Raw genomic sequence first — 23,916 nt, 5'->3', positions numbered from 1 at the left:
ATAAAGCCACGCGAAAGGACCCGACACATGAACCGCCTGCTCACGATCGTCGCGCTTGCGTCGCTGCTGGCCGGCACGCTCAGCCGCCCCGTCGACGCGAGAACCGTCATCTATCCGGCGGAAGACGCGTGTTCCGTTGTCGCGAACCGTCCGGACAGGAATCCGACGATCCGCGAGCAGATCGCGCATACCGCGCGCGGCGACATCGCGTATTACCGCTTTGGCAAAGGCAGCCCGATCGTGCTGCAAACCGGCTATCGCGCGACGCTCTCCGAATGGAACGCCGCCTTTCTTGCGACCCTCGCCAGAGGGCACGAAGTGATCGTGCTCGACAATCGCGGCATCGGACGCTCCGAGCCACATGCGTCGGCGTTCACCGCGAAAGACATGGCAGACGATCTCGACGCGCTGATCGGCACGTTGAAACTGCGCGATGCGACCGTGCTCGGCTGGTCGATGGGGGGCGCAGTTGCTGCGCAACTCGCGCTCGATCATCCCGCGAACGTGCGGCGCATCGTGTTGATGAGCGCGCCCGCACCCGGCCGCCTCGGCGTCCCCGTCGCGCCCGACGTGATGGCGGCGCTCTCGGGCGCGCCCGGCACGACTTTCGACGACGTGATGAAAGTGCTGTTTCCCGCATCGGCAGTGAAGGCGGCGTCGAAATGCTTCCGCCAGAACATGTTCGTGCCTGCCGATTACGGCAATCCGCCCGTGTCCACCGCTGTGACGGCGGGTCAGTCCGCGCTGATATCCGCGTGGGAAAAAGACGATGCGGCCGCCGATGCGTTGCCGAAGCTGCGCATCGATACGCTGGTCTTGTCAGGCGCCGACGATCAGGTGCTGCACGAACAGAACGGCGGGGCGCTCGCGAAGGCAATTCCGCGCGCGCAGCTTCTTGACGTCAAGGCAGCAGGCCACGCGATGATGTTCCAGTATCCGAACGCGCTCGCCGCAGCCGTCAACCGCTTCATCGCGCGATCGCCGGATACCCAGTCAATGCCCTGAGTCGCTCGCCGCGAACTGCTGATCGACGTACTGCGCGAAGAGCGTATGCATCCGCGTCGTCGGATGGTTGCGCAAACGCGGTGGCGCGAGAAACGTCTTCGCCATTTGCAATGCGATTCGCCGCTGTTCGAGCGCGGCGCTGTGTGGACGCAGAGACACCGTCGACCACGCGACTTCAGAAGTATCGAATCCTCCTAACTACGCACCAGGAGTTTCGTCGTGTCACGCATGCTGTTTCGTGGACTTTTCGTTGGCCTGCTCGCGGGCTGTTGCGTCATTCACGCGTATGCGGCGGATGCTGCCGCCTACCTTGCTAACCCCGAAACCACGGTCTCGACCGTGCTGCTCAAGAGCGACCATTCATGGGATGGCACGCGCTATAAGAGTTATCCCGCCGGCCAGCCGCAATTGACCGTGCTGAACATCGTGATTCCCGCGCACACGGCGCTGCCGTGGCACACGCATCCCATGCCGAACGCTGAAGGTCCAGAGCCGCGACGGACATCACGAGAAGACGCTGCATGCGGGCGATACGCTGCCGGAAATGGTGGGAATCGCGCATCGTGGCGTCACGGGCGATACGCCCGTTGAACTGATCGTGTTCTACGCGGGCGTCAAGAACATGTCGACGGCCAACAAGTCGCGGTGAACTGCAGCAGCGTTTGTATGAAGCGCGCCGCGGCCGGACTGAGCGTGTCGGCGCGCGCGACGGAATACAAAGGCGTGACGTACACATTGCGCCAAATCGGCATTCCAACAGAGCATCCGCTGAACGGTGAGCACTTCGCGGGCTCACTCGGCCTCCATACGGCCGACGATCCGGCAGGACCAGACCAATCCAATGACATCGCTTCGACGGCGACTCGCCGTTGCACCCGCTCATCCGTACGCAGCCGCACGCTGAATACAAAGTCAACAGCCCGGGACGCGGGGACAACTAGTCACGCGGGCATCCTGGGACCCTATCAGCCCATCGACGAATATCGGATCGCCACAATCGATATGCGGGCGTGCAAATCCAGTTCATCGAAACAACGCTCGATGATCGAGAAATATGGAGTCGGGCAAAATTCAGGAAGAAAAGCCCCCGCTTTATTGATGAGCAGCCGCGTACAGGGCACACATTCGGACGTCCTGCCCGACGCCGGCGTTTTTGAAGTCCGGCACGTCGCTAGATCGCCCGCAACAGTGTATTACGCAGTGCCACCTGCGGAGGGGACACTACAGGCGCTCAGCACTCGCCTCGGACTCGCCCGAGCGATTCTCAGCAGGTGTTTTCGCAGCTCGCACAGGGCGAATAGGCATAGTTCTTATCGGTCTCCCCGAATCCGTACCGCTCGACAAGCGAACGGTTCTCGCAGAGCGATTCGCGGATGCTCCTCAGCCTTTGCTGAAACGGTGCCAGGGGACGGGTCCAAAGTCAAAACGTGGACGGCAACGGCAGCATACATGACAGACCCCGCCACAAAGCCTGCGCACAGCATTCTGAAAATCAATGCGACGGTAGTTATCGGCTTGAGGGAAGCATTCGACTCGCGTCTAAGCCTCCGCATGAAACCTTTTTCTCCCACCTGACGCGCGGCTCATCATGTGCATCCCGCGATCCCGTCGGGGGGTAAAAAGACCATCGGCCAGTGTCTCTTGGCCTTCACATGTCTTGACCAAGTTGACGTGTGACAGTTCAACGGGCAGTTTGGATCAGTGAGGTTCAGTACCGTGTCCGCTGCTTACGAGACAGATGATATCCTGCAATCAGCCCGACGTCATACGCTGATTCCAAAGCACGGACGATATCGCTCACCCGGACCGAAAGGCGCGCTTCCGGTTCCGAGGCGTCCGACGACAACCCGTTCACATCGAAGCACTCTTCGGCGATTTCACTCAGGACATTCAGGCGTTCTTCATATGCTGTGTTCATGCTCTACTCCAGGTCAAAGACGAGCGACTGCCGCGTTTGCGAGCGATTCAATCCTCTCGCGTAACGTTACCGCGCTGTCTGAACCATGCTAGTGGACGATGATTAGCGCTCAATGAGTTGCTTCCCCCGCCCGTTACCGGCCATTTGAATGGCCACACAGTTCGTAACGGCTTACACAGATTTCCTTCAGACGGAACATCGCGAATCAACTCTACCTGTCGTATTGCTCGTTAGAGGTCAGCCGGGTCGGTACATTCAGTCCGACAACACCGTGACGTCCGCGCTTTCGCTCCCCGAGGTGCGGTAGCGCGAGAAAGCGCGCGACGAATTCCCGAGAGTTCCAACCTTCCGAATTGTTTTCGACCGCCGCTCGATACGGAGCCGTCGTGCAGTTCAGTTCGACGAGCTCTCGCGCATGTCGCGGTCCGGCCTTAACGAGTCGGCTCATTGGCATGTCCTCACTGACATCGAATAAGCAGCAACCTTCGCGCGTTCGAATCAACCGCGAATGGCTCGCGGCTTACGGCAGCGTTAGCTATCGGAAACACCAGTGAAGCGCCTCGGTACGTCGCATTCCCAACGCGGTGTCAAAAGATTTGCGGGTCGGCAATGCACCGCATTCGATTTCTGCGTCGGGGGCGTCTAGCGCGTAATGCTCCCGCAGAGTTTGGACGTCCTCACTCGCCGTAAGCTCGACCCAGCGCTTCGCGGCCACGTCGCTTGAGCGCACGGCAGTTTCATCGTGGCGGGGGCGCGTTCACGTCGACGGCCGTACTTGTCGGCGTGGCATTCGCCGCCCAGTTCTGCCTCGTACCGTCGCCGCCATCGATGCAGCCATGCGATGGCGAGATCTTGTGCGCCCGTTGCATCACCACGATGCCCGGATTGCACTCATCATTGTCGGGCTTCTGTTTGGCGCCCACTTCTGCGCAAACACCTACGTCACGCCATTTTTCATTAAGCGTGCGAATCTCGCAATGTCGAGCATCACTTGGATCTACCGGGCTCCGGGACCGTTGGTTTGGTGTCAAATCTCGTGTATTCCCGCGCCGTCGAACGCAATTGAAGCGTTCAATCGCGGTCGTCGCCATGATGCTCCCACGGTCGAGGCTGCCTTGCCGTGACTCGCTCCTGTGCAGAGCTGCTGTGGATGCAACGCGCAACTGCGGAAAATGCTCAAGCTGGCGCGGCTCTCCTTGTCTGCAATAGTGCAGGTTGCGTTTACGGCCGGCTCGTCGGTCGGCGAACTCGTTGTGGACCATCTCGGTTCCCCCAACCTTTCGCGTCGCGGCGCTATTGCGGGCGCTAGCTGCACTTTCGTGTTCGCAGGCAGGGGCGCTTCGAGCGACGGCTGCGCCTTTGGGCTTTAAGCATGATGCATGATGATGCTAGGCTTTGCTCCGTCACTTTCCTTTCCTGCCACGTTGCCCTGCGCCCGCTCACGTTCGCCTAATTCTCATTACTTAACATTCGTCTCCCTTGATAGACGTTCTATGCACGGCCAAGCCGTGCCTCTCCCGGAGGAGATCATGTTCAAGAAACTGATGGAAAAGCTCGTATCCCGATTGACTGCGGCGGAAGACATGCGACGCGATGCGTACCTTAGCTCAGCGACTGACTTGGCCGATCTGGAGCGCCGCGACCGCTACTTTGAAGCAAGTCACTCACCGTATTCGATGTACTACGGCGATCGCAGGCGTGATTCGCGTGATCATCGATACTGATTGGCACTTCTTGTGACCCGATCACAGCCCGTCCGGTGAATGGATGAGTCACCGTGAAGCCAGATGAACAACCGCTTTCCGCGCCGAGGGCGATACTTACTCGACGAGCTCTTAGAGACGGTTTCCAAAAGAGCCCATGAGGGCTGTTAAGGAAGATCTGCAAAACTCTTTCTTGCATGGGTAATCAGGGGTACTGGTCGTGATCGAGCCGCATTATCCGAAGGTGAAGACTGGTCGTCCGCCATTTCCGGTGGCGACGACGTTGCAGATTTATTTCCTCCAACAATGGTTCGGTCTGTCGGATCCAGCGATGGAAGAAGCCCTCTACGATGTACCGCTGTATCGCGAATTTGCAAGCCTCGATGGCGGGATAACCCGTCTTCCAGATGAAACGACTATCTTGCGGTTTCGGCACCTGCTCGAAGCGCATGGCATCGCTGCGCAGATCCTGGCGGTCGTCTGGATTATTGGAGGAAAAGGGATTGATATACGACAAGATCGAACGACTGAAAGCCGGAATTCGTGCAAAGGTCGAACATCCATTCCGAATTCTCAAGCGACAGTTTGGTTACTTGAAGATGCGATACCGGGGCTGGCGAAGAACACGGCTCAGATCACCACATTGTTTGCGTTGGGAAAGTTATGGATGATGCGTAAGGCGCTGCGCGAGGCGTAAAACACACAACTGAATGAACTCGCTCCCGCACTCTCGATGAGAGGTCACAAAGTGCGGGCCCATCGCCTCTGCCATACACAGCCTTGCTGAGCGAGAACAACCTGCCCAACGCCTATATGGTGCGCAGGCTTTTGAAACCACATTCTTCAGAGCTTCCTTAACTTCGATCGTCGTGACAATAGGGTCGAGGAGATGGGTAAACCAATCATTGACGACGAGCTGTGGGCACTAATCGAACCATTTCTTCCTCCGGCAGAGCCACGCCGTTTCAAGTATCTGGGTCGCCAACAAGTGCCGGACAGGGCCGTTGACCGGCATTCTGTTTGTGCTGAAGACCGGTATTCGATGGCGCGACTTGGCGGCAGAAATGGGATGTGGCCACTCGTGACCGGACCCCGGCAGGCGGCGACGTGGTCAATTCCGGATCCTAGATGACCCGTTCGGTGAACACTCGCGCGTCGGGCCCGCGCGCCGCTTTTGAGCGACGCCATTAACTTTCAACCAGTGACAGATGGTCTGCGCCAATCGATTTACGATAGCTGACGTGTTTGATTGTTACCAGTCACCGGTCCGATCCCCGCGGATTCCGCGTTTGGCTCAATCGATCGCGGCAACAACGTGCGGCAGCCATTCGGCGGCAATCGTCGATCTTGAGCGGCAAACGAAACCCTGAGAACGACCTACAAACAAAGCGCGGTCCTCAGTCTTAACTTTCACCTAATTCTGCCAGGCAAGAATTGCGGCGGTTAAAGCCAGTTAATGGGCGGCCGGGATTGATCGCGTCGACGCCTGGAAGATTCTTGCACCGCCGGTATACAGGCCTTTCCCGAAAAGCAGTCAATTCACGCGGTTGAAACCTCTCACACACGGCAAGCGGCAATTTTATCCTCCATTTTTGGGGCTGGAAACCGGGCCGGTGTTTTGCAGAATTCCCTTAGCAGGGTTTTGCGGTGTTGCCTATTCATTCAGTTAAAGATACAAAATGAAGCAGCTCTATTCCATTCCGTGTTCTTCCGCCATAGCCCGCTTGGTTGTTGTCGGCACGCTGGCAGGTTTTCTGTGCGCCTGCGGCGGTGGCTCGTCTTCGTCAGCGAACAATCCTGCCCCTCCGCCGCCCGTTGTTCCGCAACCAGCCATCAACGTGTTTGCGGGCGTCGTGGATGCGACGGGCAATGTCGACGGCCCCGTGAGCGCTGCGCAGTTCAATTTTGCGCAAGGTCTCGCGTCCGACAATGCAGGCGACATTTTTGTCGCGGACACCGACAACTACACGATCCGCAAGATCAGCAACGGCGTCGTCACCACGATCGCCGGCACGCCGGGTAAGGCCGGTTCCGCAGACGGCGTGGGTAATGGCGCATTGTTCGAAGGTCCCCAGCAGATTGCGACGGACCGCGCGGGCAATCTCTATGTCACGGATCAAGCCCCGACCGCGACCGTCGCCGTGATTCGCAAGATCACGCCCGCCGGACAGGTGACGACGCTAATCGACTCGGCCACGAACGTCGCCGTGCAGACGGACGGAAGCGACGCGATCGGCGTCGACAGCAACGCCAACGTGTACTTCTTCATGTCCACGCCGACGCAACCCAGCGTGCTCGCGCAGATCACGCCGGGTGGTACCGTCAACGTGATTTCGCTGGGGGGCGTCACGAATGGTGCGTCGCTCGCGCTCGTGAACCCGCAAGCCATCGCGATCGACCAGGCCAACAACCTCTACGTATCGGACGATGACCTGAACGGGGGCGCAGGCGTGCTCTACAAGATGCAGCTCAGCGGCACGCACGGCGTCGTCACGACGCTCGCCGGATCGACTGCAGTGCAGGGCGGGACGGACGGCCCGGGCAACGTCGCGACCTTCAACGGCCTCACGACGCTGGCGCTTGACCCTGCCGGCAACATCTACGCCAGCGACTTCTTCAATAAGACCATTCGCGAAATCTCGCCGGCCGGCGTCGTTAGCACGGTGGCAGGTGTTCCGGGCCAGACGAATCTCGTCACGGGACCGTTGCCCGCACCGTTGCCTGATCTCGGCGGGCTGCTTTTCATCGGACAGGCGCTGTACTCGACCGATGTCGACGACAACGTAATCCTGTCAATCAGCCCGCTTCAATGAGAGGCAACATGGCGATGGACAACGAGGGGAGTACTGGTTGTCCACGACGATTTGAAGGCTGGCGGCAGCTTGGAACGCTCACTGAAAGACGCGGACCAACGTCAACCGGGTTCCTGACGGCCAGGCGCGCAGCGTAGTGATCGGCGCGGCGTACTATGCCGTCGCTCTGTTGGGGCTCGGTGTGCCGGGTATCGAGAGCATTGACGTGCTGAAGTCGGCGCGGGCCGCAGTCAGCGATGTGCCCGTGCTGCCCGCTGCGTGCAAGGCGCCCATCGGCAAGTGTGCGAGGGCCGTGATGCGGTTCAGCGTGCGCTAGTCCTGCGTTCATTCTTCGTACGCGTATGTGCACATCACACATTACGACTCAAGCAGCTAAGGTTGTGCTACGGCGTTTGAGTCACCGTTCCGAATCACCGTGACATGTAAGCCGTCGATTCGCTCGTAAGGACTGGGCAGCACCGTCTGTCCTTCCAGTCCCTTCGCCAGACCTCGCCCTGAACGCCGCGTCCCGGCGCCAACCATTAATTCGGGCAGCCGACGGGCCACGCGCGGGTGAGCGATGTGGGCATATAGTTCCGCACGTGCAAGAGCGGCGCCGACTGTATGCTCATGCTGGCTTTCAAGAAGCGGTGATTGCGCACGGCGTGCGTCGAAATGCCAATGTGATGAAACCTGTAGGCGACGCCGTCTCGGGAACATCGGCTGATCGGTGTCATGATTCAGTACGAGCCGGCCATCGGCAGAAGCAGGTAGGGCAGAAGGTCTTCGTAGGACATCGACGCGGCACGCGACGATGCGTCGAACGCGCTTTCCCCGGACGATGCATCGCGCTGCACGTCCTGCACATCCTGCGCGACGGGCGATGCCGCGGCGATTGGCGTCGGTTCGGTCTTCATCTTTCCCTCCTGTCTTGCAGCGTGTGAGGGAAGTGTGATCGGGGAGAATTAGCAGAGCGTGAGGGCCCGCGGTTCTCGCAGGCTTCGACGTCGCTTCCCGATTCGATGCGGTTCTCCCAGGCTTTGACGTCGCTTCCCAATTCGATGCATCTGCCTCAAACTGCCCTCCATCGAACAGGTGGCCGTCTGTAGATCTTCGATCCCGTTCGACGCCCCCGGCCATTGTCGTTGGCGCGCTCCGCCGTCAGACACCCATCGGGATCAAGCGAGCGGCGACAAGCAGCCGGTCGCCCTGGTGGCTTAGCCACGCCATAAGAGCTCCGGTACCGCAAATGCGCCCATAGGCTTACACAAATCGGGGCTGCCGGTCAAACGGCGCCAATCTGTGGGTGGTCCGCATTGCAGACGGTCCGTTTTGACTACACTCTACGGGCGACGGCGAATCGGTGTCCCATTCAAACCAGTGCTGTGGCTCCATCCGTGGAACCGGGCTTGCCGGTCGCCGTGGTAGCGCTATACGAAGCAGCGGGTCATATCAAACGACTTGCGCTTCTTCAGCATATGGGAACACGCGCGCCAGCTTGGGGGCCGAGGCCTTGCGGGCGACGACCGGACTGATTTTGGCGTTCTTGCGCTCATAGAAGTGTCGGCCCGGATCGCAAAAGCGCAGCGCGAAGTTAGCTGCCTCGACGAATACCCAGGCGAGATACTTGTTGCCGTTCCTAGCGTTACCTTCGCCTTTCTTCTTGCCGCTGATCAAATACTGACGTTCGACACAGCGCGCGTAGGAAGCGAAGTTGGCAGCGCTGGCGAAACGCTCGGTCGAGCCGATTTGCAGCGGGATAACGGTCGCAAGGGTGAGGCCAATACCAGGCACGGTCATTAGCAATGCAGACTCGGGTCGAAGCAGAACTTTTTCTGGAGACGAGAGTCGCAACTGGCTTTCCCTCGAGCGGCAGCGTAGGGAGCATCATGCTCGTGGGCCTTAAAAACGATGTGTGCATCGTATGAGCAGACTAGCTGAAAACGTCAAGCGTGAAGCGTTGCTGAACGCGTCAATTGATAGCCGGCTATTAGGCCCATGTCGTAAGCGCTCTCGAGAGCGCGAACGATGTCGACCGGTCTTACCGACACACGGCACTCGGCTGCATCGGCGTTCAGGACATCGACGTTAAAGCATTCGGCGGCAATCTCGCTCAATGTGCAAAGGCGTTCGTCGGGTGGCGCGCTCATAGTTCGTTCCTGCTCTGTCTATTCTTCCGGGTAGAGTAGGGCGCGAAACTTAGCTTAAGATGAGTCAACGAACCTGGCAAATCGATTTCAGAAGTGGCCGCGCGGATCGGACAGCCGGATAAATGAAGCGGCCGGGGCGTGCGCCAGCGATGATGCAGGCAAAGGGAAAGACTAAAAGGCGGCGAATCGGCGCGACGGATACGCACCCCGGCGCAACGGCGTTCAGCGCGTGCCCCGGTTCACTGGGATTTCCTCGCTTTCGAAGGCAAAGCTACCCCGCGCGCTCATTCTAGACTAACTCTGCGCCGCTACGATGGGACTCGGCCGAACCGTGCGCTCTTCGAGCACGCGTCCGGAGTCCGCGCGGCTGAGCGCATCGCGTTAATGCAACAAATCCAACAACAGACGCATCATGAAACAGACCTCACACAGACAGACATCGTCGATGACACGATCGCCATGTCGTCAATCGGTTTCACTGCCCGTGTATGCATTTAATCGTGCGGCTACCAGATGGCGGCGCCACGCGGATCGAAACGACAGACGGGCCCGCTGTGGCGCACCGCTGCATCGGCACCATTACAAATAGAGATTTTTCGAGTGATGACCGGCCCCTTATCCGTTTCGTTTGTTTGATTGCGGTCACCTGTTGTACGAATGTCAAACTTTATGCGAGGAGCCGCACTTGAAAGGCTCGATGATAAAGCCTACGCACCGAGACGGTCGTTACAATGTGTTATGGCCGATAGGTGGCGGCGCGATTGAATCCAAACAATATTGTCGAAGGAAACGGACATGAATTCGCCTGCTAAGCTCCTGCGCGAAATGTTTGAGGAGATGGTGCTCAAGAAGGACTTGTCCCGGATCGCCCATTATTACAGCCGCGATTTTATACTCGAGACCAATGGCAATATTCAAGATTACGCGGCATTTGAATCGGGCCATGCGAAGGTGTATCCGACCTCGATCCGCTACGACGTCCGTTATGACGAAGCCACCTGGGTTGAATCGGAAGATCGTGTCGCCGTAAGGCTCTGGATCAAGACCCAGCGGCCCGACGAGGCGCCCGTCGAATTCGAAATCCTATTGATTGCGACCTTTGTCGATGGCAAGATCCATCGTATTTGGGAAACCACCTATCCGGATTGGCGACAGGTGAAGGCGTTCGATAGCTATTCGTCTCAACGAGAATGAGCCGCCAACAGGCGCACGTTTCCCGGGGCCGCCTCAACTCTCAAGTGCAACACCTGTTTCGTGTAGGGTGTTGCGATGGACAACGAAATCAGTATCAACAGGTTTAACCCGAAGAGCGCCTGACCATCGCCAACCTGCATTTGCAGGGTTCTAGTATCCGCGCCATGGCCCAGAAACTCGGCCGCTCGCCAGCCACCGTAAGCCGTGAACTGAAGCTGAATGGTTCTCCTGCTGGCTACGCGTCCGCACCTGCAGGAGCGCTCGGCGCCGCGCATCGCAGAGCTATCGGGCACACTGAAGCGCATGTATCGGACCGGCCTTACCCAGCACGTTTCGCACGAAACCATCTGCACGGCCATCTACGCTCAGCCGCGCGGCGAATTTCGCCGCCAGTTCATTAGGCGGTTGCCTGCGTGCGCCCGGCCATAGCACTCGTATGTCCCGCACGCGCGGCACCGACCGGCGCGCGCAGATTCTCGGCATGGTGAGTATTCACATGCGCCCGCCCGACATCGAGAACCGCTTGCTGCCTGGCCATTGGGAGGGCGACTTTATCACGGGCGCAACAAACTTTTACCTACGACCAGCGAAAAGAAATGTCGCGGCATCAAGAACTCACAAAAGCCACTGGCGTACGCGTGTTCTTCTGCGACCCACATATCCCCTGGCAGCGCGGGGCCTGAGAAACACAAGCGGATTGCTCCCTCAAGGGCATCGACCCCTCGGTCTACACCCAGGACGAGCTCGATGCCATCGCCGACAGCCTGAACAGTCGGCCGCGCGCAACCCACGCTTTCCATTCGCCATTCGAAGTCTTCGCTGCAACACTTGCCTCAGCGAGCCAACCTCAACGACCTAAACCTTAACCCACGTTGCACTTCGGTTTGAAACCGCCCGACGTTATCGCTATAGGCCGCGCGCCGGTCCTTTCACATCACCTTCCATTAACCGCGAGCAATCGGAAGCTCGGCATTCGCGGGCGCCGTACCCGCTACGGGCGTCCCCTTTGTTTCATGGGAAGTCGGAGATGTCAAATGGAGCGGCCGCCTGTCGCTAACGTGCTTTTTGCTTTTTTTTCTGAAGCGCCCCGAGTGGGCGGTCCATGCATCAGCTGGTGTTAGAGATCTACGCGACCGCGGGACAGGATGTACGGCGTCGCATTAGGCAATCGAGTGCGTCTGCCGTCTCGCTCGATCCGTCGGAACTGGACTCTTGAATCCGTGTCGGGCGGGACCGCGACGGTTATCTCGGGTTGTCTAACAATCCCGCCGAAACCGAGCGGCGCATGTGTCAGATCGAAACGCAGGATCACGACTACAGCATGTATTTTTGCGGCGCGCTCGGCCGTCGATACGACGAGCATTGAGCCGCGCCGCCGATGTCGCGCGCGCTATTTCGTTTCCTCGCGGCCGACCTGGCCGAGCATCACCGTCCAGCCGAGGCCGCGCACGTTGCGGATCACGCCCGCGCCGAATTTCTTGCGCACCGAATGGATCAGCACGTCGACCGCGTTGCTCTCCACTTCCTTGCCCCAGCCGTAGAGACGGTCTTCGAGTTGATCGCGCGAGAAGATCGTGCCGGGACGTTCGAGCAGCGCGTGCATCAGCGCGAATTCACGCGCGGACAGCACGCCCGACGTCTCTCCGCACGTAAGCGTACGCTGATCGAGATTGAGGCAGAGCGAATCGTCGCCGAGGCGCGAGACCGCGTAGCCCGCCTTGCGGCGCAGCACCGCGCGGATGCGCGCCAGCAGTTCGGGCATGTCGAAGGGCTTGAGGAGATAGTCGTCGGCGCCGAGATCGAGGCCCTGGACGCGTGTGTCGAGATCGTCGCGCGCGGTGAGGATCAGCACCGGCGTCGCGTTGCCGGACGTGCGCGCCTGCCGCAAGAGTTCGATGCCCGTCATGCCCGGCAAGCCGAGATCGAGCAACACGACGGTGTACTCGGCCGCGTTGATCGCCTCGCGGCCCGCGTTGCCGTCGCGGACCCAATCGACGGCGTAATCGGCGTCCTTGAGCGCACGCATCAGGCTCGTGCCGATCTGCAGGTCGTCTTCGATCAGAAGAATTCGCATGTCCTACTCCTAATCCCGCGAGAATGGTGCCACACGCGCCGGAGACTGTTTCATTCGCACGGGTGTCTTTTCGCTCGGACTGACCGGCGAAGGCGACTCCGTGACAGGCGACGATTGTATTTTATCGCTCGCAAATGCTAAAGAATCAACGTAGGCGATGGCGCTCTTTCGCTCACTTCCTCGACCGGAAAACCGATCGAAGCGACGATGCCCGAGCGCCCGTCGCTGCGATTTTCAAGCGTCACGTCGCCGCCGTAACGCGCGGCAATCGCCTTCACGATCGACAGCCCCAGCCCGCTGCCCTCGATATCCGGATTCGCGCGGAAAAAGCGGTCGAACACGCGCGGCAGCAACGCTTCGTCGATGCCCGGCCCCGTGTCGACGACATCGATCCAGACCATGTCGCCATCGCGCCGCGTGCGCAGGTCGATGGTGCCGCCATCGGGCGTATAGCGCACCGCGTTCGCCACGAGATTCTTCACCGCCATGCCGATGTCGGTTTCCACCGCGCGCACGTGCGCGTTCACCATTTCCTCCGCGCCGATATCCATGCCGCGCGACAAGGCGATCGGCAGCACGTCGGCGACGGCGGCCGTGACCACGTCCGCGATGTTCACGCGCGCGAGCGGCGCGCCGTTCATCGGCGCATCGGCGCGCGCCATCCGCAAGAGTTGCGTAATCAGCTTGCCGCTGCGCGCGATGCCCTTGCGCAACTCCTGAAAGCGCTCCTGATTGCCGGGATAGATATGCGGCGCGAGATTGTCGGCCTGAAGCTGCAGCGCGGTGAGCGGCGTGCGCAATTCGTGCGCGGCATCGGCGATGAACTTGCGCTCCTTCTCGATCGATGTCGCGAGGCGCTCGATCATCGTGTTGATCGAATGGATGAAGGGCGCGATTTCCGTGGGCACGCCGACGGTCGGCAGCGGCTGCAGATGACCCATGTCGATGGCGCGGACTTCCTCGCCCAGCTCGTTCAACTGACGCAGCGAGCGCCGCACGACGAGCGCGACCGCGATCCACACGAGCGGCAAAAGCACCGCGATCGGCCAGAGCGTTTGCGTCGCGGCTTCCTGCGTGATTTCGCGCCGGATCGACGAGCGCTGCGCGACCTGGATCGTCATCGTCGGCTCCTGGCGCGTGAACATGCGCCAATGCTCGCCGTTGACGTCGACGCCGGAAAAACCCGGCTGCGCGTCGCGCGGAAAGTGCAGCGACGGGTCGGTCGTGCGGAAAGGCAACGCCTCGCCCGGCTTCCACACCACGGCGACGACATCGCGCTCGTCCTGCGTGCCGCGCGCCGGATTTTTCGGCAGGCTTTCGGCCAAGCCGTCGCGCAGGCGCGCGGCTACCTGTTCGAGGCGCATGTCGAGCAGCGCGTTCATGCCGGTCTTGCTCAACTGATACGAACTCACGCCCTGCACGACGCCGATCACGCTGACGAGCAGTCCGAGCGCGAGCACCAGCTGATTCTTCAATGATTTGATCATTCGAGTCCGCCGCCTTGGGATGAGACGGCGCGATGCTGCAGCCCGTTACAAGATAGCGACTTCAAACAACGTAAGCGAAGTGCGTCTCCATGTCCCAGTGCGCCGTTGCAAAGTGTCGGAAGAGTCGCAGAACGCCGTTCAATGGACTGTTGTCGCAGTGGGTAAGCCTTTCGCTCCCGCATAAAATACGATCAGTTTGACTGGAGCGTTATCGGTGTATCCACGATGAGCGCTTCCCACCATTTCAGGAAGCACGTCGCCTGCGTGCAGGGTCGTCTGATGATGGCCGTCCCTGCTTTCCACATGCAGATTCCCGCTTAGTACGTATCCGACGTTCGGCATTGGGTGCATGTGCCACGGTAGCGTCGTGTGGGCGGGAATGACAATTTTGAGAACGGTGAGTTGCGGCCGCCCCGCAGGATAGCTTTTATATAGTTTGCCATCCCATGAGCGCTCGGTCTTGAGGAGGACGGTCGACACCGGCTTCTCCGGACCACCAGCGGCCGCCGCCGCAGCGGGCGCTGTCAACGCCCGCGCGGTGATCAGGACCAGAGTTAGCGCGATTGCAGTTCTACGGACCAGTCGCATGGAACACACTCCTTACGAGTTAATTGGGGGGCGTGCGGAAGGACGCAAAACCTCGTGTGAGTTCGGCTTGGCTTCAAATTTGAGAACACTGGATTTTTCATCGTTGCCCTTAGCGCAATGATTCGATTGCGGCGGATCCTGTCGCATCGTGGCAAGACCCATGGGTTTTAATTGATAGATGCGTGGGTCCATCCGCACCACGTCACCGATAATCGGACGGAACGCCATATGGGAAAGCACGTCTCGTTCGATGTCGATTCCCGGCGCCACTTCAATCAGTTGCAGGCCCTCGGGCTGGAGCTTGAAAACGCATCGCTCGGTCACGTACAGCACAGACTGGCCTCTTGCCGCGGCAAGGGGTCCGTTAAACGTGATCTGCTCCACCGCTTTTACAAATTTGCTCGTTTGCCCTTCGGCTACGATTTGCAGTTCGCCACCTTCGACACAGCTGGCGCCTCCGTCTGCGGCAAACGTCCCGGCAAACACAAGCTGGCGCGTATTCTGGCTAATGTTGATAAACCCACCGGCGCCGGCAAGGTGAGAACCGAATCGGCTGACGTTGACGTTGCCCGCGCCGTCGACCTGAGCCATGCCAAGGCACGCGAGGTCCAGTCCACCGCCATCGTAGAAGTCAATTTGCTGATTTTGATGCAACAACGCCTGCGCATTGATGCCCGCGCCAAAATCGAGGCCGCCCTGGAGCAGACCGCCGATCACACCGGATTCCGCCGTTAAGGTTAACTCGTGGAGTATGTGCTCCTCCGCTGCGACTGCCGCCACTGACTCGGGCATGCCGATTCCGAGATTGATGACACCGCCCCGGGGTAACTCGAACGCACAGCGCCGCGCGATGAGCTTTCGCTCATTGAGGGGAAGTGCCGGCATTGCGTCGATGGGGACGCGGATCTCGCCTGAGTACGCTGGGCTGTAATCGGTGGCATAGGTTTGCCAATGGGTCGCACCTGGCGCTACCACAACGTAATCGACCAGCATGCCCGGAACCACCACGGTCCTCGCATCGAGCGAGCCGCTCGATGCAATCCTTTCGACCTGGGCAATGACTAGCCCGTTGGAATTCCTCGCAGCCATGGCAGCAGCCTGAGCGTCCAACAGCAGCGCCTCTCGCTCCATTGTGATATTGCCTTCGGGATCGGCAGTAGTGCCGCGAATCAGGGCGACGTCGATCTTGAAGGCCTTGTAAAAGAGCCACTCGTCGCCCCCGATCTGCATTAAATATACGAGATCTTCTTTTGTTCGTGAGTTAATCTTCCCGCCGTCTTGGCGTGGATCGACGAAGGTACCGAGGCCTACTTTAGTGAGTGTGCCTGCTTTGTGAGCGGCCGAATCGCGATAGAGATGCGAGATCGTACCTAGCGGAAGGTTATAGGCCTCGATCTGGTTGTCCATCGCCAGCTTCGCGAGCTTGGGAACGAGCGACCAATGGCCTCCGATTGCTCGACGGATCAGTCCATTGCGGGCGATCCTGTTCAGTCCGCGCTCCTTGCCGTCGCCACACGCGGCGGCAAAGACGAGCGTCAGATCGCGCGGACCTTCCGTTGAGACGAAACGTCGCTCCAGCGCCGCGATCAATTCCTCCGGCGTGCCGGTTCCGACGAAACCTGAGCAACTCACCACGTCGCCGTTGCGAATCAATGCAACAGCTTCATCAGCAGTTTTGACTTTGTTTTCCATGGTGATGTTTCGTTCGCCTTTGGCGATCAATGCAGGTGATAAGTGTAAGCATGGCGAACCGCCTTAAATTGGAAAGATGGGTTGAAGATCTTCCGATCGATGGCGTTGGCACATGCTCGCCGATTGCAGTGATTGGATAGTCAACCAGGGCCCATGGTGGACAAGGAACTGTCGAAGCAAGCGTCGAACGTCGCGAAACCCTGCTTGACGCATCCGCGCATGAGTTCCTCGCGACTTGCTTCCATCCGTTTTTCCTGCCACTTGCCCCACGTCGAATTGATGAGCGCGGCCGCAAATCCCTCCTCTCGAGGCAGGGCGACCTGCATTGCGGCGAACGCCAGTACCAAAGCGCATGCTAAAAGCGCGATCCGGCGAGTGCGGCGCCCCATTAACTTCTCGTCCGGTCGCGATTGAGCGACTTTTTTAACTTCAACCTGCGGATGTTCCATTTTTCGATACCTCGGTTGTCTTTGCGGCCGATTGTTGCATCTGACAATGAGTTGAGAATTAAGCCGATCGTTTGACAGGTGCCCCTATCGAAGCAGTTGACTCTCGCGTCGGTGCGCATATGCGGAACTCGGAGTCCGCGATATGCGGCACCCTAGATTTGAAAATCGACTGCGCGACGTTTGGCAGAACGCAGCTTTCACAATCGTTCGATTGACGAGCAGATGGCTGCCAGTTGGCGACTCGCGGACCACCGCGGGCGCGCTCGCGAGTCCGCGTTGCGTACGTCGTTGACTAAAGTCAGATGCTTGCACACCGGAGCGATCAGACCCTTGTGCGTCGAGCGCATTAGGTCAGACCTCGAACGGCGTTTGGGTTGGCCCGTCTATGATGTTATCAATGAACCAGCCCCGCCTCGAAGGAAGAAAAACTGCGCATTGTTGATGGGATCGGAGCGCAGTGCGCATGCGCCGAGCCGCCCACAGCGCGCCTTGCTGTCCAACCGATCCCCCGCACGTTTTCGATCAAATTGCGACCGAACCGTTTGCGCATCGAATGGATCAACACATCGAGCGCATTACTCTCGATCTCTCGCCCCCAACCGTAGATGCGCTCCTCCAGTTGAGCACGCGACAGGATCGCCTCCGGTCTTTCTAACAATGCGTGCATTAACGCAAACTCGCGCGCTGAGAGTGACGACGACACACCGTTGCATCGGAGCGTTCGGTGATCTAGATCGAGGCTGACTTGCTTATTGCCGATTCGTGAAGTGGCAGAGCCGGCTTGGCGACGCAGGACCGCACGAATGCGCGCTAGCACCTCGCGAACATCGAACGGTTTGGGCATGCAATCATCCGCACCAATATCGAGACTGTGAACACGTGCCTGCGGATCGCCGGAGGTAATGAAGGTCAGTACGGGCACCTTGTTGCCCGACTCTCGCGACCTTCGGAGAAGTTCCAGAGCGCCGCCACACATGAGACTCAAGTCAAGGAGGACAACAGCATAGTAGGCAGCGCCAATGGCGAGACTTCCAGCGCGCGCATCGCGCACCCAATCAACGTTGTAGCCCGCGTTTCTGAGCTCGCGGAACAAGTGTTGACCGCACTGCAAATCGTCTTTTACAAGAAGTACGCGCATGATGTCTCAACCGTGTTGCGGCCCTCTTTGGGCCTGAGGGACAAAAGAGTTCGCCCGGCTTTTCGATTCGGTATCCGAAGTGAAATGTAAGGCGTTTGAGGAACTGCTCGGTGATCTTTCTCTGCAGGGATCACCGAGCAGAAGTATCTTAAATTGATCAATTGTGCACGTCTGTCCTACTGAACTAGGACAGGGATGTCGCGGGTCAACTCATCAACGCCGTCAGTGCAACAAGTTCGCGCTGTGTCGCGATGCCCAGCTTTGCGAATGCACGCTGCTTGTAGGTAACAACGCTGGTCGGGGATAGCGAGAGCATCGCGCCTGCTGTCTTTGCCGTTTCACCGCGGCCGAGCAATCTGGCAACGGACCGTTCTCGTTCAGATAGCATCGTGTGCCACTTGAACGAGACCTCGCGGGAGACCCGAGGCGTTGTTAGCAGTCTGGTGTGGATGGATGCGAGCGCGGCCAGTAGGTCGGCAAATTCGAAAAAGTGAACTTTGTCCCTGTCGCTGAAAAGGCCCATCTCCGCCGAGCGATAAAAGCTCAGGAAGACTGTGTTGTTCGAATCGGGCACGATGAGTGAGAACTTGTCTACGAGCCCCGGTTCAACGAAGAAGCGCTCGTAGTAGGCTTCGTTGAATCGGCATTCGGGCATGAGCGATCGCAGGACCGGCTTATCCAACTCAGCGACTCTGGAGGTCACAAACTCCTGCACGAGTGGATCTTCGCGATAGCGCCCACCAATATAAGCTTCGGTCAGGTGTTCGCCGGCACCGTTGCGCCGGTTTGCAAACGCCGACAGTTCTGCGTGACGCGGCCAGACATTAACCAGGACACAATGGTCGACCTCAACGAGGCCTTCAATTGCTTTGAGGAGGCCGAAGCCGAATTCACTCGTGCCCGCGGCACGAACGCAGTTGGAAAATGGCAGAATTCCTGCGAAGTCTCGCGAGTTCATATTGGGCTCAGCCGTTGACACGGTTCCATGCGGATCGCGCTCGGAGAGCATCACTCGATTGCCGGCTGAGCGCCGGGCGGCAATCGGGGGAGCGGGCGACCGAAGTCAGAAACGGATAGCGCGCTCGGCTGTGAACTACGGCGTATTCGCCGCAGGTCCACTTAGATACCACTTAATCAGTCGACGCAATACTAAAGACGTCACAGAGGAGGTGTCTTGTCACTTTAGCACCCGTGGCGTGACGATTTCAGCATAGTGCCGAGATGCGTCTTAATGTTTTGGACATAGATTGGTACTACACTCAAAAACTTGTCCGAACGTTCGGTTCCATCGGTCGCTTTGCGTAAAACTCGCGTCGTTTCTGCGCTGGCGTGTCAGTTAAAGGTGCTGCATCTCTGTCGCGTGAGCCGGACCACATTGCAGCTTAAAACGACGTAAGCCGCGGATCGAACCAACCACAGTGAGTCTTCGGGCGGCACTGGCTTACGGCGCTTATAGTGGATGCGCTTTTTTGCCAGTTGCCGCGCCGTAGGCACTTTACGATTATGTTTTATCGGTATACACACGCAAAACTCGTCGCGTCGTTCACGTCGCCGCCGACAAACCGCGGCCACGCCGGATAACGGCAGAGCGGCCGTGTGCGGCCGAGCGTCGCCGTGTTGAGGTCGCTCATCTGCAAAGTATCGGGCGCGGTGCCTGATTCGACCCAGCGATCGAGCGCGGACAGCGAATCGATTGCCGGATGAAACGGCCCCGTCCCATGTCCAACGCCGGGCATCAGATAGAAGCGCACGAAGTCGTCGACCTTGCCGCGCCCGTAGCGCTCCAGCAGTCCGTTGTAGTATTCCGTGCTGGAATCCGTGCTGACAATCTCGTCAGCGAGGCCATGCGTCATGATGATCTTGCCGCCCTTGGCTGCGAACGCGCCGACGTCCGTGTTTGTGGCATCGCTCAGCGCCGAAACGGTCTGCACGCGCGAGCGGTAGGTGGCTGGATTGTATGGATCGAAGGTCAGCGAATCGAATGTCGGCACGCGGGTGACAAAGAACTTGACCCATTGATCGCCCGTCACCCACTGATTCGCGTCGTGCTTGCTCGCGGGATTCGACGGCGTTTTCGATTTGCCGAGATCGCGCGTCGTGAACGGTCCGGCGAACACGGAGCCGGCGAGAATGTTGTAGCCCGCATAGCGATGCACGCCGTTGGCGAGTGGATAAGGCAGCAGCAGGGGAGAAGCGATCGTGACGACGGTCGCGAGTTGCGGATCGGAGAGACAGCTATCGCCCGCATCCTTGCCGCCCGGACAACGCACCGACGCGAGCACCTTAAGCGCGTGCAGCTTGCAGGCATCGACGTTCGAGATGATTCCGTCGGCCACGCCGTCGAGCGTATCGCATTCCTTCATCACGGCGTTCTGCAGCAGTTCGGTTTTGGCGACATCGAGCCAGCCCGCGCCGTTGCGCAAATAAAGCGCGCGTCCCAACACGACGTTCGACAGACGCAAGCCAGTGTAATTGAGTGCGGGCCGGTTCACGACAATGCCGTCGTAATCGCCGGGCCAGCGTTGGATTTCCGTGAGGCCATCGCGGCCGCCCGTCGAGCTGCCGAAAAAGTAACTCTTCGCCGGCATCTGCGCGTAGCGCTTCCTGATGAGGAGCATCGCAACGTCGTGCGTCTTCTTCAGGCTCAGGCCGCCATAGTTGGCGAGCGCTTCGTCGTTGGCCGCGAAGGAGCCATTCGTGATGCTCGAACTCTGATGTCCCGAATCGTCGCCGAACGTGGCGTAGCCGGAAGCGAGCGGCGTCGGCGCGCCGGTGGGCGCCATGTCCAGCGCGGCGACGCCGGTGATGAGCGTGCCATCGAAACCGCCGCCGCCGTAATGCAGCGACTTGTGGTTCCAGTTGGTCGGCAGGTTCACCTGGAAGTTGATGGCGGGCGCTGCCGGATCGACGGGCGCGATGGCCCCGTTCACCTGGCAATACTCGCCGCTCGTTTGGACGAGCGTCGCGGTCGCGATCTTCGCACCGCTCGTCGGCGCGCCGATGGATGACGCCGGAATCGCCATGGCGGCGAGCGCGGCGCATTGTTGCGATGCCGTCTGAGTCTGAGTTTGCGTTTGCGCTTGCGTTTGCACGTTCCCGACGGCTGCGGGCGAGCCGCCACTATCGCCGCCGCATCCGGCAATCGTCATCGAAAGCGCTGCGCATAGCGCACCGAGGGCGAGCGTGCGCCCCGACGTTCTGCTGATCATGGTCGTCTCCTGTATCGGCACGGATCGAACGCCCGGGCCGGTTGAAAGTGCTGCTCTTATTCGCTTGCGCCGCCCACGTCGCCGGCGACGGATCGCACGAGCCGCGCATCATCGCCGAAGAGGGCGCGTATGCCCGCATCCGATCCGAACATCGCCTCGCCGCTATGACCCGCTTCCGGCACTTCGTGATAGCGATGCATCAACCCGTGATGCCGCGCCAGCAGATACGCGTAATACGCTCGGCCCCGGGCCAGCCGATGCGGACCCTGCGCATTCGCCGCGCACGTGCGATCGAGCGCGGGATGCAGCGGATCGCAATCGCGTTCGCCCAGCAGATAGGTCACGTCGCTGCGCGCGTAATGCGCTTCGAGATCGCGCGTGTGCGCGTTCTCGCTTGCGTAGCGCGGCAAGCGGGCGAGGCCGTATTTCCAGTCGTTCACGTCATCGCATGGAAGACTCGCCGGATAGGGCCGCGATGCATCGAAATACACATACGACGAGGGATTCGCGATCACATGACGCAGCCTCGCCGCGCCGCTCGATGCGCGTCCGACGATCGCATAGCGATGCGTCACCTGCGCGCCGCCCGAATGTCCCGCGATCACGATGTCGCGTATCGCCGGATAGCGCGCGCAATGCGCGTAATGCGCGATCAACGCGTCGAGCACATCGAACGAACTCAGCGCGTTCGGACCGCGCGCATCGAGGCCGCCCATCCATGCGGTCCACTCCCAATGCAGCGTGCCGGCATCGAGCGCGTGATGCTCTACATCGGCGGTCGCGAGAAATTGCGGCGCAACGAGTAGCGTCGTTTCGCGTGCCACGGACGATGCATACAGCGCGCGTTCGACTGTGCGCAGATAAGCATCGGCATCGCGCAGGCGACCGTGCAGCATGATGACGACGCGCTCGATCGACGCCCTATCCGATGCGCCGCCGAAGAACACCGGCACGCAGCCGGCGCCTCGCGGCGTCGAGATGCGAAAGCGCGCAGCGCCGACCACGTGCACCGGCGCTTCGTTGCGCGGACGCGCTCCGTTCTCGGGCATTGTCATGAATGCGCGCCGTCCTTCAGCCACAGATTCGGCTCGCGGCACAGCCGCCGTCCCGATGCACTCAGTCCCACGAGCAGCAGCGACACGATGCCCGCGAACATCAGATACCACGCAGGCACCATGCGCGATCCGGACACGCCGATCAACGTCGATACCGTCAGCGGCGCGAGCCCGCCGAACAACGTCACGGCGATGTTGTACGAAAGCGCGACGCCCATCGAACGCGTCGCGGTCGGGAACAGTTGCGTCAACATGCCGGGATGCGCGCCCGACATCAAACTCAATACGACGGTGGCGATCATCTGCGCGGCGAATACGCGCTCGGGCGTGGGCGCGGCGAGCACCCAGGAGAACAACGGCCACGCCGCGCAGATCCACAGAACCGTGATCGGAAAGAACAGCCGATATGCGCCGAAGCGATCCGCGAGCCTGCCCGCCAGCGGATAGCCAACGATGCCGATCAAACCTGAAATGGCCGTGCCGAGCAGTGCGTTCTCCAGCGGCAGATGCAACTGCCGTTCGACATACAGCGGCATATACGAATGCCACAGATAGTTGGTTGCCGTGCCGACGATGATGACGCCCATTGCACACAGCGCCGCATCGCCGCGTTCACGAAAGAACGCGCGCAACGACTGACGCGGCGCGTGGCAGAGTTGCTGTCGCAACTGCACGAATTCCGGCGATTCGGAGACCTTGTGGCGAATATAGAACCCGATCGGGCCGACGAGCGCGCCGAGCAGAAACGGCACGCGCCAGCCCCACGAAGTGAGCGCGTCGCTGGAGAGATGCGTCGTCAGCAGATAGCCGCATGACGACGACAGCAGCAGCGCGACCGCTTGCGATGTCATCTGAAAACTGCCGAAGAACATCTTGCGGCCAGGCGGCGCATATTCGGTCAGCATCGCGGCGGCGGTCGCGAACTCACCGCCGACCGACAAGCCTTGCAGCACGCGCGCGAAGAACACCAGCAAGGGCGCAGCAATGCCGATGCTCGCGTAACCCGGCGTGAGACCCATCAGCAATGTACTGGCGGCCATCAACAGAATCAGCATCGAAAGCGTCTTCCGCCGTCCGTGACGATCGGCCCACGCGCCGATCGCGATGCCGCCCAGCGGCCGCACGATGAAGCCGATCGCGAACGTCGCGAGCGTCAGTGTGATCGAGAGAAAGCTGTTACCGACCGGAAAGAACACATGCGCGACGGTCTTGGCGAAATAGCCGTAGATGAGAAAGTCGAACCATTCGAGCCCGTTGCCGATGACCGACGCCAGCACGGCGCGGCGCACTTGCGAGTTCGACATCGGCGGCGCGGCGGCGAGCGGCGTGCCCGTGTTCAACACGGTGTGCATTTTTGTCTCCCCTACCTTTTCGAGTGATGCAAGCATAAGAAGCGCGCCGGCAAATGTAAAATACATATCGGATAGGGTGACCATATCCAATGGATATATCACAGAGCGAA

19 protein-coding genes and 3 pseudogenes are annotated in these 23,916 nt (G+C 59.8%); 7 read left to right on the top strand and 15 right to left on the bottom strand.

Annotated features, from left to right (window positions below; genetic code table 11):
• The first annotated feature begins 27 nt into the window (after window positions 1–27).
• On the top strand, window positions 28–1,005 hold the full coding sequence (locus AWB76_RS33440) for an alpha/beta fold hydrolase (protein ID WP_061164385.1): 978 nt from the start codon (window positions 28–30) through the stop codon (window positions 1,003–1,005).
• A 1,708-nt stretch (window positions 1,006–2,713) separates the two neighbouring features.
• On the opposite strand, the gene AWB76_RS33430 is transcribed toward AWB76_RS33440, so the two are convergent.
• A complete protein-coding gene (locus AWB76_RS33430) occupies window positions 2,714–2,923 on the bottom strand; it encodes a hypothetical protein (protein WP_061164384.1) in 210 nt (69 codons plus the stop codon).
• Between the two features lie 737 nt (window positions 2,924–3,660).
• On the bottom strand, window positions 3,661–4,185 hold the full coding sequence (locus tag AWB76_RS41265; RefSeq protein ID WP_157696265.1) for a hypothetical protein: 525 nt from the start codon (window positions 4,183–4,185) through the stop codon (window positions 3,661–3,663).
• A 267-nt stretch (window positions 4,186–4,452) separates the two neighbouring features.
• Between AWB76_RS41265 and AWB76_RS33420 the strand changes: the two genes are divergently transcribed.
• The 4 genes and pseudogenes from AWB76_RS33420 (at window position 4,453) to AWB76_RS33410 (ending at window position 7,439) form a co-directional block, all read left to right on the top strand.
• A complete protein-coding gene (locus AWB76_RS33420; protein WP_157696264.1) occupies window positions 4,453–4,647 on the top strand; it encodes a DUF3563 family protein in 195 nt (64 codons plus the stop codon).
• Window positions 4,648–4,834: 187 nt separating this feature from the next.
• Window positions 4,835–5,323: pseudogene (locus AWB76_RS39665) on the top strand (transposase); the annotation flags it as partial.
• Window positions 5,324–5,515: 192 nt separating this feature from the next.
• A pseudogene (locus tag AWB76_RS39660) lies at window positions 5,516–5,702 on the top strand (transposase); the annotation flags it as partial.
• Between the two features lie 762 nt (window positions 5,703–6,464).
• Window positions 6,465–7,439: an NHL repeat-containing protein gene (locus AWB76_RS33410; RefSeq protein ID WP_061164380.1), complete on the top strand. Its 975-nt coding sequence runs from the start codon at window positions 6,465–6,467 to the stop codon at window positions 7,437–7,439.
• A gap of 719 nt (window positions 7,440–8,158) precedes the next feature.
• Here AWB76_RS33410 and AWB76_RS41755 read toward each other — a convergent pair.
• The 3 genes from AWB76_RS41755 to AWB76_RS41260 form a co-directional block, all read right to left on the bottom strand.
• On the bottom strand, window positions 8,159–8,335 hold the full coding sequence (locus tag AWB76_RS41755; protein WP_167357798.1) for a hypothetical protein: 177 nt from the start codon (window positions 8,333–8,335) through the stop codon (window positions 8,159–8,161).
• Between the two features lie 535 nt (window positions 8,336–8,870).
• A complete protein-coding gene (locus AWB76_RS33400) occupies window positions 8,871–9,218 on the bottom strand; it encodes an IS110 family transposase (protein WP_061164379.1) in 348 nt (115 codons plus the stop codon).
• A gap of 146 nt (window positions 9,219–9,364) precedes the next feature.
• The gene (locus AWB76_RS41260; protein WP_157696263.1) at window positions 9,365–9,568 is read right to left on the bottom strand and encodes a hypothetical protein; all 204 of its coding nucleotides are present in this window, start codon (window positions 9,566–9,568) and stop codon (window positions 9,365–9,367) included.
• Window positions 9,569–10,363: 795 nt separating this feature from the next.
• On the opposite strand from AWB76_RS41260, the gene AWB76_RS33395 reads away from it, so the two are divergent.
• Both AWB76_RS33395 and AWB76_RS39655 read left to right on the top strand, forming a co-directional pair.
• Window positions 10,364–10,762 carry a nuclear transport factor 2 family protein gene (locus tag AWB76_RS33395; RefSeq protein WP_061164378.1) on the top strand — a complete coding sequence of 133 codons (399 nt, stop codon included), beginning with the start codon at window positions 10,364–10,366 and terminating at the stop codon, window positions 10,760–10,762.
• A 119-nt stretch (window positions 10,763–10,881) separates the two neighbouring features.
• A pseudogene (locus tag AWB76_RS39655) lies at window positions 10,882–11,628 on the top strand (transposase).
• Window positions 11,629–12,152: 524 nt separating this feature from the next.
• On the opposite strand, the gene AWB76_RS33380 reads toward AWB76_RS39655, so the two are convergent.
• The 10 genes from AWB76_RS33380 to AWB76_RS33340 all read right to left on the bottom strand — a co-directional run bounded on the left by AWB76_RS33380 (window position 12,153) and on the right by AWB76_RS33340 (window position 23,806).
• Window positions 12,153–12,836 (bottom strand): response regulator transcription factor, encoded by a 684-nt coding sequence (locus AWB76_RS33380; RefSeq protein WP_061164375.1) that lies wholly within the window; start codon window positions 12,834–12,836, stop codon window positions 12,153–12,155.
• A 137-nt stretch (window positions 12,837–12,973) separates the two neighbouring features.
• Window positions 12,974–14,323, bottom strand: a complete 1,350-nt coding sequence (locus tag AWB76_RS33375) for a sensor histidine kinase (RefSeq protein ID WP_061164374.1) — start codon at window positions 14,321–14,323, stop codon at window positions 12,974–12,976.
• 138 nt (window positions 14,324–14,461) lie between these two features.
• Entirely contained in the window at window positions 14,462–14,911 is a 450-nt protein-coding gene (locus tag AWB76_RS39650) for a cupin domain-containing protein (RefSeq protein WP_074171464.1), read from the bottom strand.
• 12 nt (window positions 14,912–14,923) lie between these two features.
• Window positions 14,924–16,603, bottom strand: a complete 1,680-nt coding sequence (locus tag AWB76_RS33370) for an acyl CoA:acetate/3-ketoacid CoA transferase (RefSeq protein WP_082864589.1) — start codon at window positions 16,601–16,603, stop codon at window positions 14,924–14,926.
• 140 nt (window positions 16,604–16,743) lie between these two features.
• Window positions 16,744–17,052, bottom strand: a complete 309-nt coding sequence (locus AWB76_RS33365) for a hypothetical protein (protein ID WP_061164373.1) — start codon at window positions 17,050–17,052, stop codon at window positions 16,744–16,746.
• 394 nt (window positions 17,053–17,446) lie between these two features.
• Window positions 17,447–18,190, bottom strand: a complete 744-nt coding sequence (locus AWB76_RS39645) for a response regulator transcription factor (RefSeq protein ID WP_082864587.1) — start codon at window positions 18,188–18,190, stop codon at window positions 17,447–17,449.
• A 205-nt stretch (window positions 18,191–18,395) separates the two neighbouring features.
• Window positions 18,396–19,148 carry a response regulator transcription factor gene (locus AWB76_RS33355; RefSeq protein WP_061164393.1) on the bottom strand — a complete coding sequence of 251 codons (753 nt, stop codon included), beginning with the start codon at window positions 19,146–19,148 and terminating at the stop codon, window positions 18,396–18,398.
• A gap of 550 nt (window positions 19,149–19,698) precedes the next feature.
• Window positions 19,699–21,399, bottom strand: coding sequence for a tannase/feruloyl esterase family alpha/beta hydrolase (locus AWB76_RS33350; protein WP_061164371.1), 1,701 nt, complete (start codon window positions 21,397–21,399; stop codon window positions 19,699–19,701).
• Between the two features lie 56 nt (window positions 21,400–21,455).
• Window positions 21,456–22,454 (bottom strand): hypothetical protein, encoded by a 999-nt coding sequence (locus AWB76_RS33345; RefSeq protein ID WP_061164370.1) that lies wholly within the window; start codon window positions 22,452–22,454, stop codon window positions 21,456–21,458.
• Window positions 22,451–23,806 (bottom strand): MFS transporter, encoded by a 1,356-nt coding sequence (locus AWB76_RS33340; RefSeq protein ID WP_061164369.1) that lies wholly within the window; start codon window positions 23,804–23,806, stop codon window positions 22,451–22,453. Before AWB76_RS33340 ends, AWB76_RS33345 begins: the two co-directional genes overlap by 4 nt.
• Window positions 23,807–23,916: the final 110 nt, after the last annotated feature.

Origin of the sequence: Caballeronia temeraria, assembly GCF_001544795.2 — a bacterium.
In the GTDB taxonomy this organism is placed as follows: domain Bacteria; phylum Pseudomonadota; class Gammaproteobacteria; order Burkholderiales; family Burkholderiaceae; genus Caballeronia; species Caballeronia temeraria.
The sequence above is the reverse complement of the archived record's forward strand: the minus strand, read 5'-3'. Positions and strand labels throughout refer to the sequence as shown.

Coding starts and splice junctions, on each gene's coding strand:
- AWB76_RS33440 (WP_061164385.1), top strand. CDS start 28: ATGAACCGCCTGCTCACGATCGTCGCGCTTGCGTCGCTGCTGGCCGGC.
- AWB76_RS33430 (WP_061164384.1), bottom strand. CDS start 2,923: ATGAACACAGCATATGAAGAACGCCTGAATGTCCTGAGTGAAATCGCC.
- AWB76_RS41265 (WP_157696265.1), bottom strand. CDS start 4,185: ATGGTCCACAACGAGTTCGCCGACCGACGAGCCGGCCGTAAACGCAAC.
- AWB76_RS33420 (WP_157696264.1), top strand. CDS start 4,453: ATGTTCAAGAAACTGATGGAAAAGCTCGTATCCCGATTGACTGCGGCG.
- AWB76_RS41755 (WP_167357798.1), bottom strand. CDS start 8,335: ATGAAGACCGAACCGACGCCAATCGCCGCGGCATCGCCCGTCGCGCAG.
- AWB76_RS33400 (WP_061164379.1), bottom strand. CDS start 9,218: ATGACCGTGCCTGGTATTGGCCTCACCCTTGCGACCGTTATCCCGCTG.
- AWB76_RS41260 (WP_157696263.1), bottom strand. CDS start 9,568: ATGAGCGCGCCACCCGACGAACGCCTTTGCACATTGAGCGAGATTGCC.
- AWB76_RS33395 (WP_061164378.1), top strand. CDS start 10,364: ATGAATTCGCCTGCTAAGCTCCTGCGCGAAATGTTTGAGGAGATGGTG.
- AWB76_RS33380 (WP_061164375.1), bottom strand. CDS start 12,836: ATGCGAATTCTTCTGATCGAAGACGACCTGCAGATCGGCACGAGCCTG.
- AWB76_RS33375 (WP_061164374.1), bottom strand. CDS start 14,323: ATGATCAAATCATTGAAGAATCAGCTGGTGCTCGCGCTCGGACTGCTC.
- AWB76_RS39650 (WP_074171464.1), bottom strand. CDS start 14,911: ATGCGACTGGTCCGTAGAACTGCAATCGCGCTAACTCTGGTCCTGATC.
- AWB76_RS33370 (WP_082864589.1), bottom strand. CDS start 16,603: ATGGAAAACAAAGTCAAAACTGCTGATGAAGCTGTTGCATTGATTCGC.
- AWB76_RS33365 (WP_061164373.1), bottom strand. CDS start 17,052: ATGGAACATCCGCAGGTTGAAGTTAAAAAAGTCGCTCAATCGCGACCG.
- AWB76_RS39645 (WP_082864587.1), bottom strand. CDS start 18,190: ATGCGCGTACTTCTTGTAAAAGACGATTTGCAGTGCGGTCAACACTTG.
- AWB76_RS33355 (WP_061164393.1), bottom strand. CDS start 19,148: ATGAACTCGCGAGACTTCGCAGGAATTCTGCCATTTTCCAACTGCGTT.
- AWB76_RS33350 (WP_061164371.1), bottom strand. CDS start 21,399: ATGATCAGCAGAACGTCGGGGCGCACGCTCGCCCTCGGTGCGCTATGC.
- AWB76_RS33345 (WP_061164370.1), bottom strand. CDS start 22,454: ATGACAATGCCCGAGAACGGAGCGCGTCCGCGCAACGAAGCGCCGGTG.
- AWB76_RS33340 (WP_061164369.1), bottom strand. CDS start 23,806: ATGCACACCGTGTTGAACACGGGCACGCCGCTCGCCGCCGCGCCGCCG.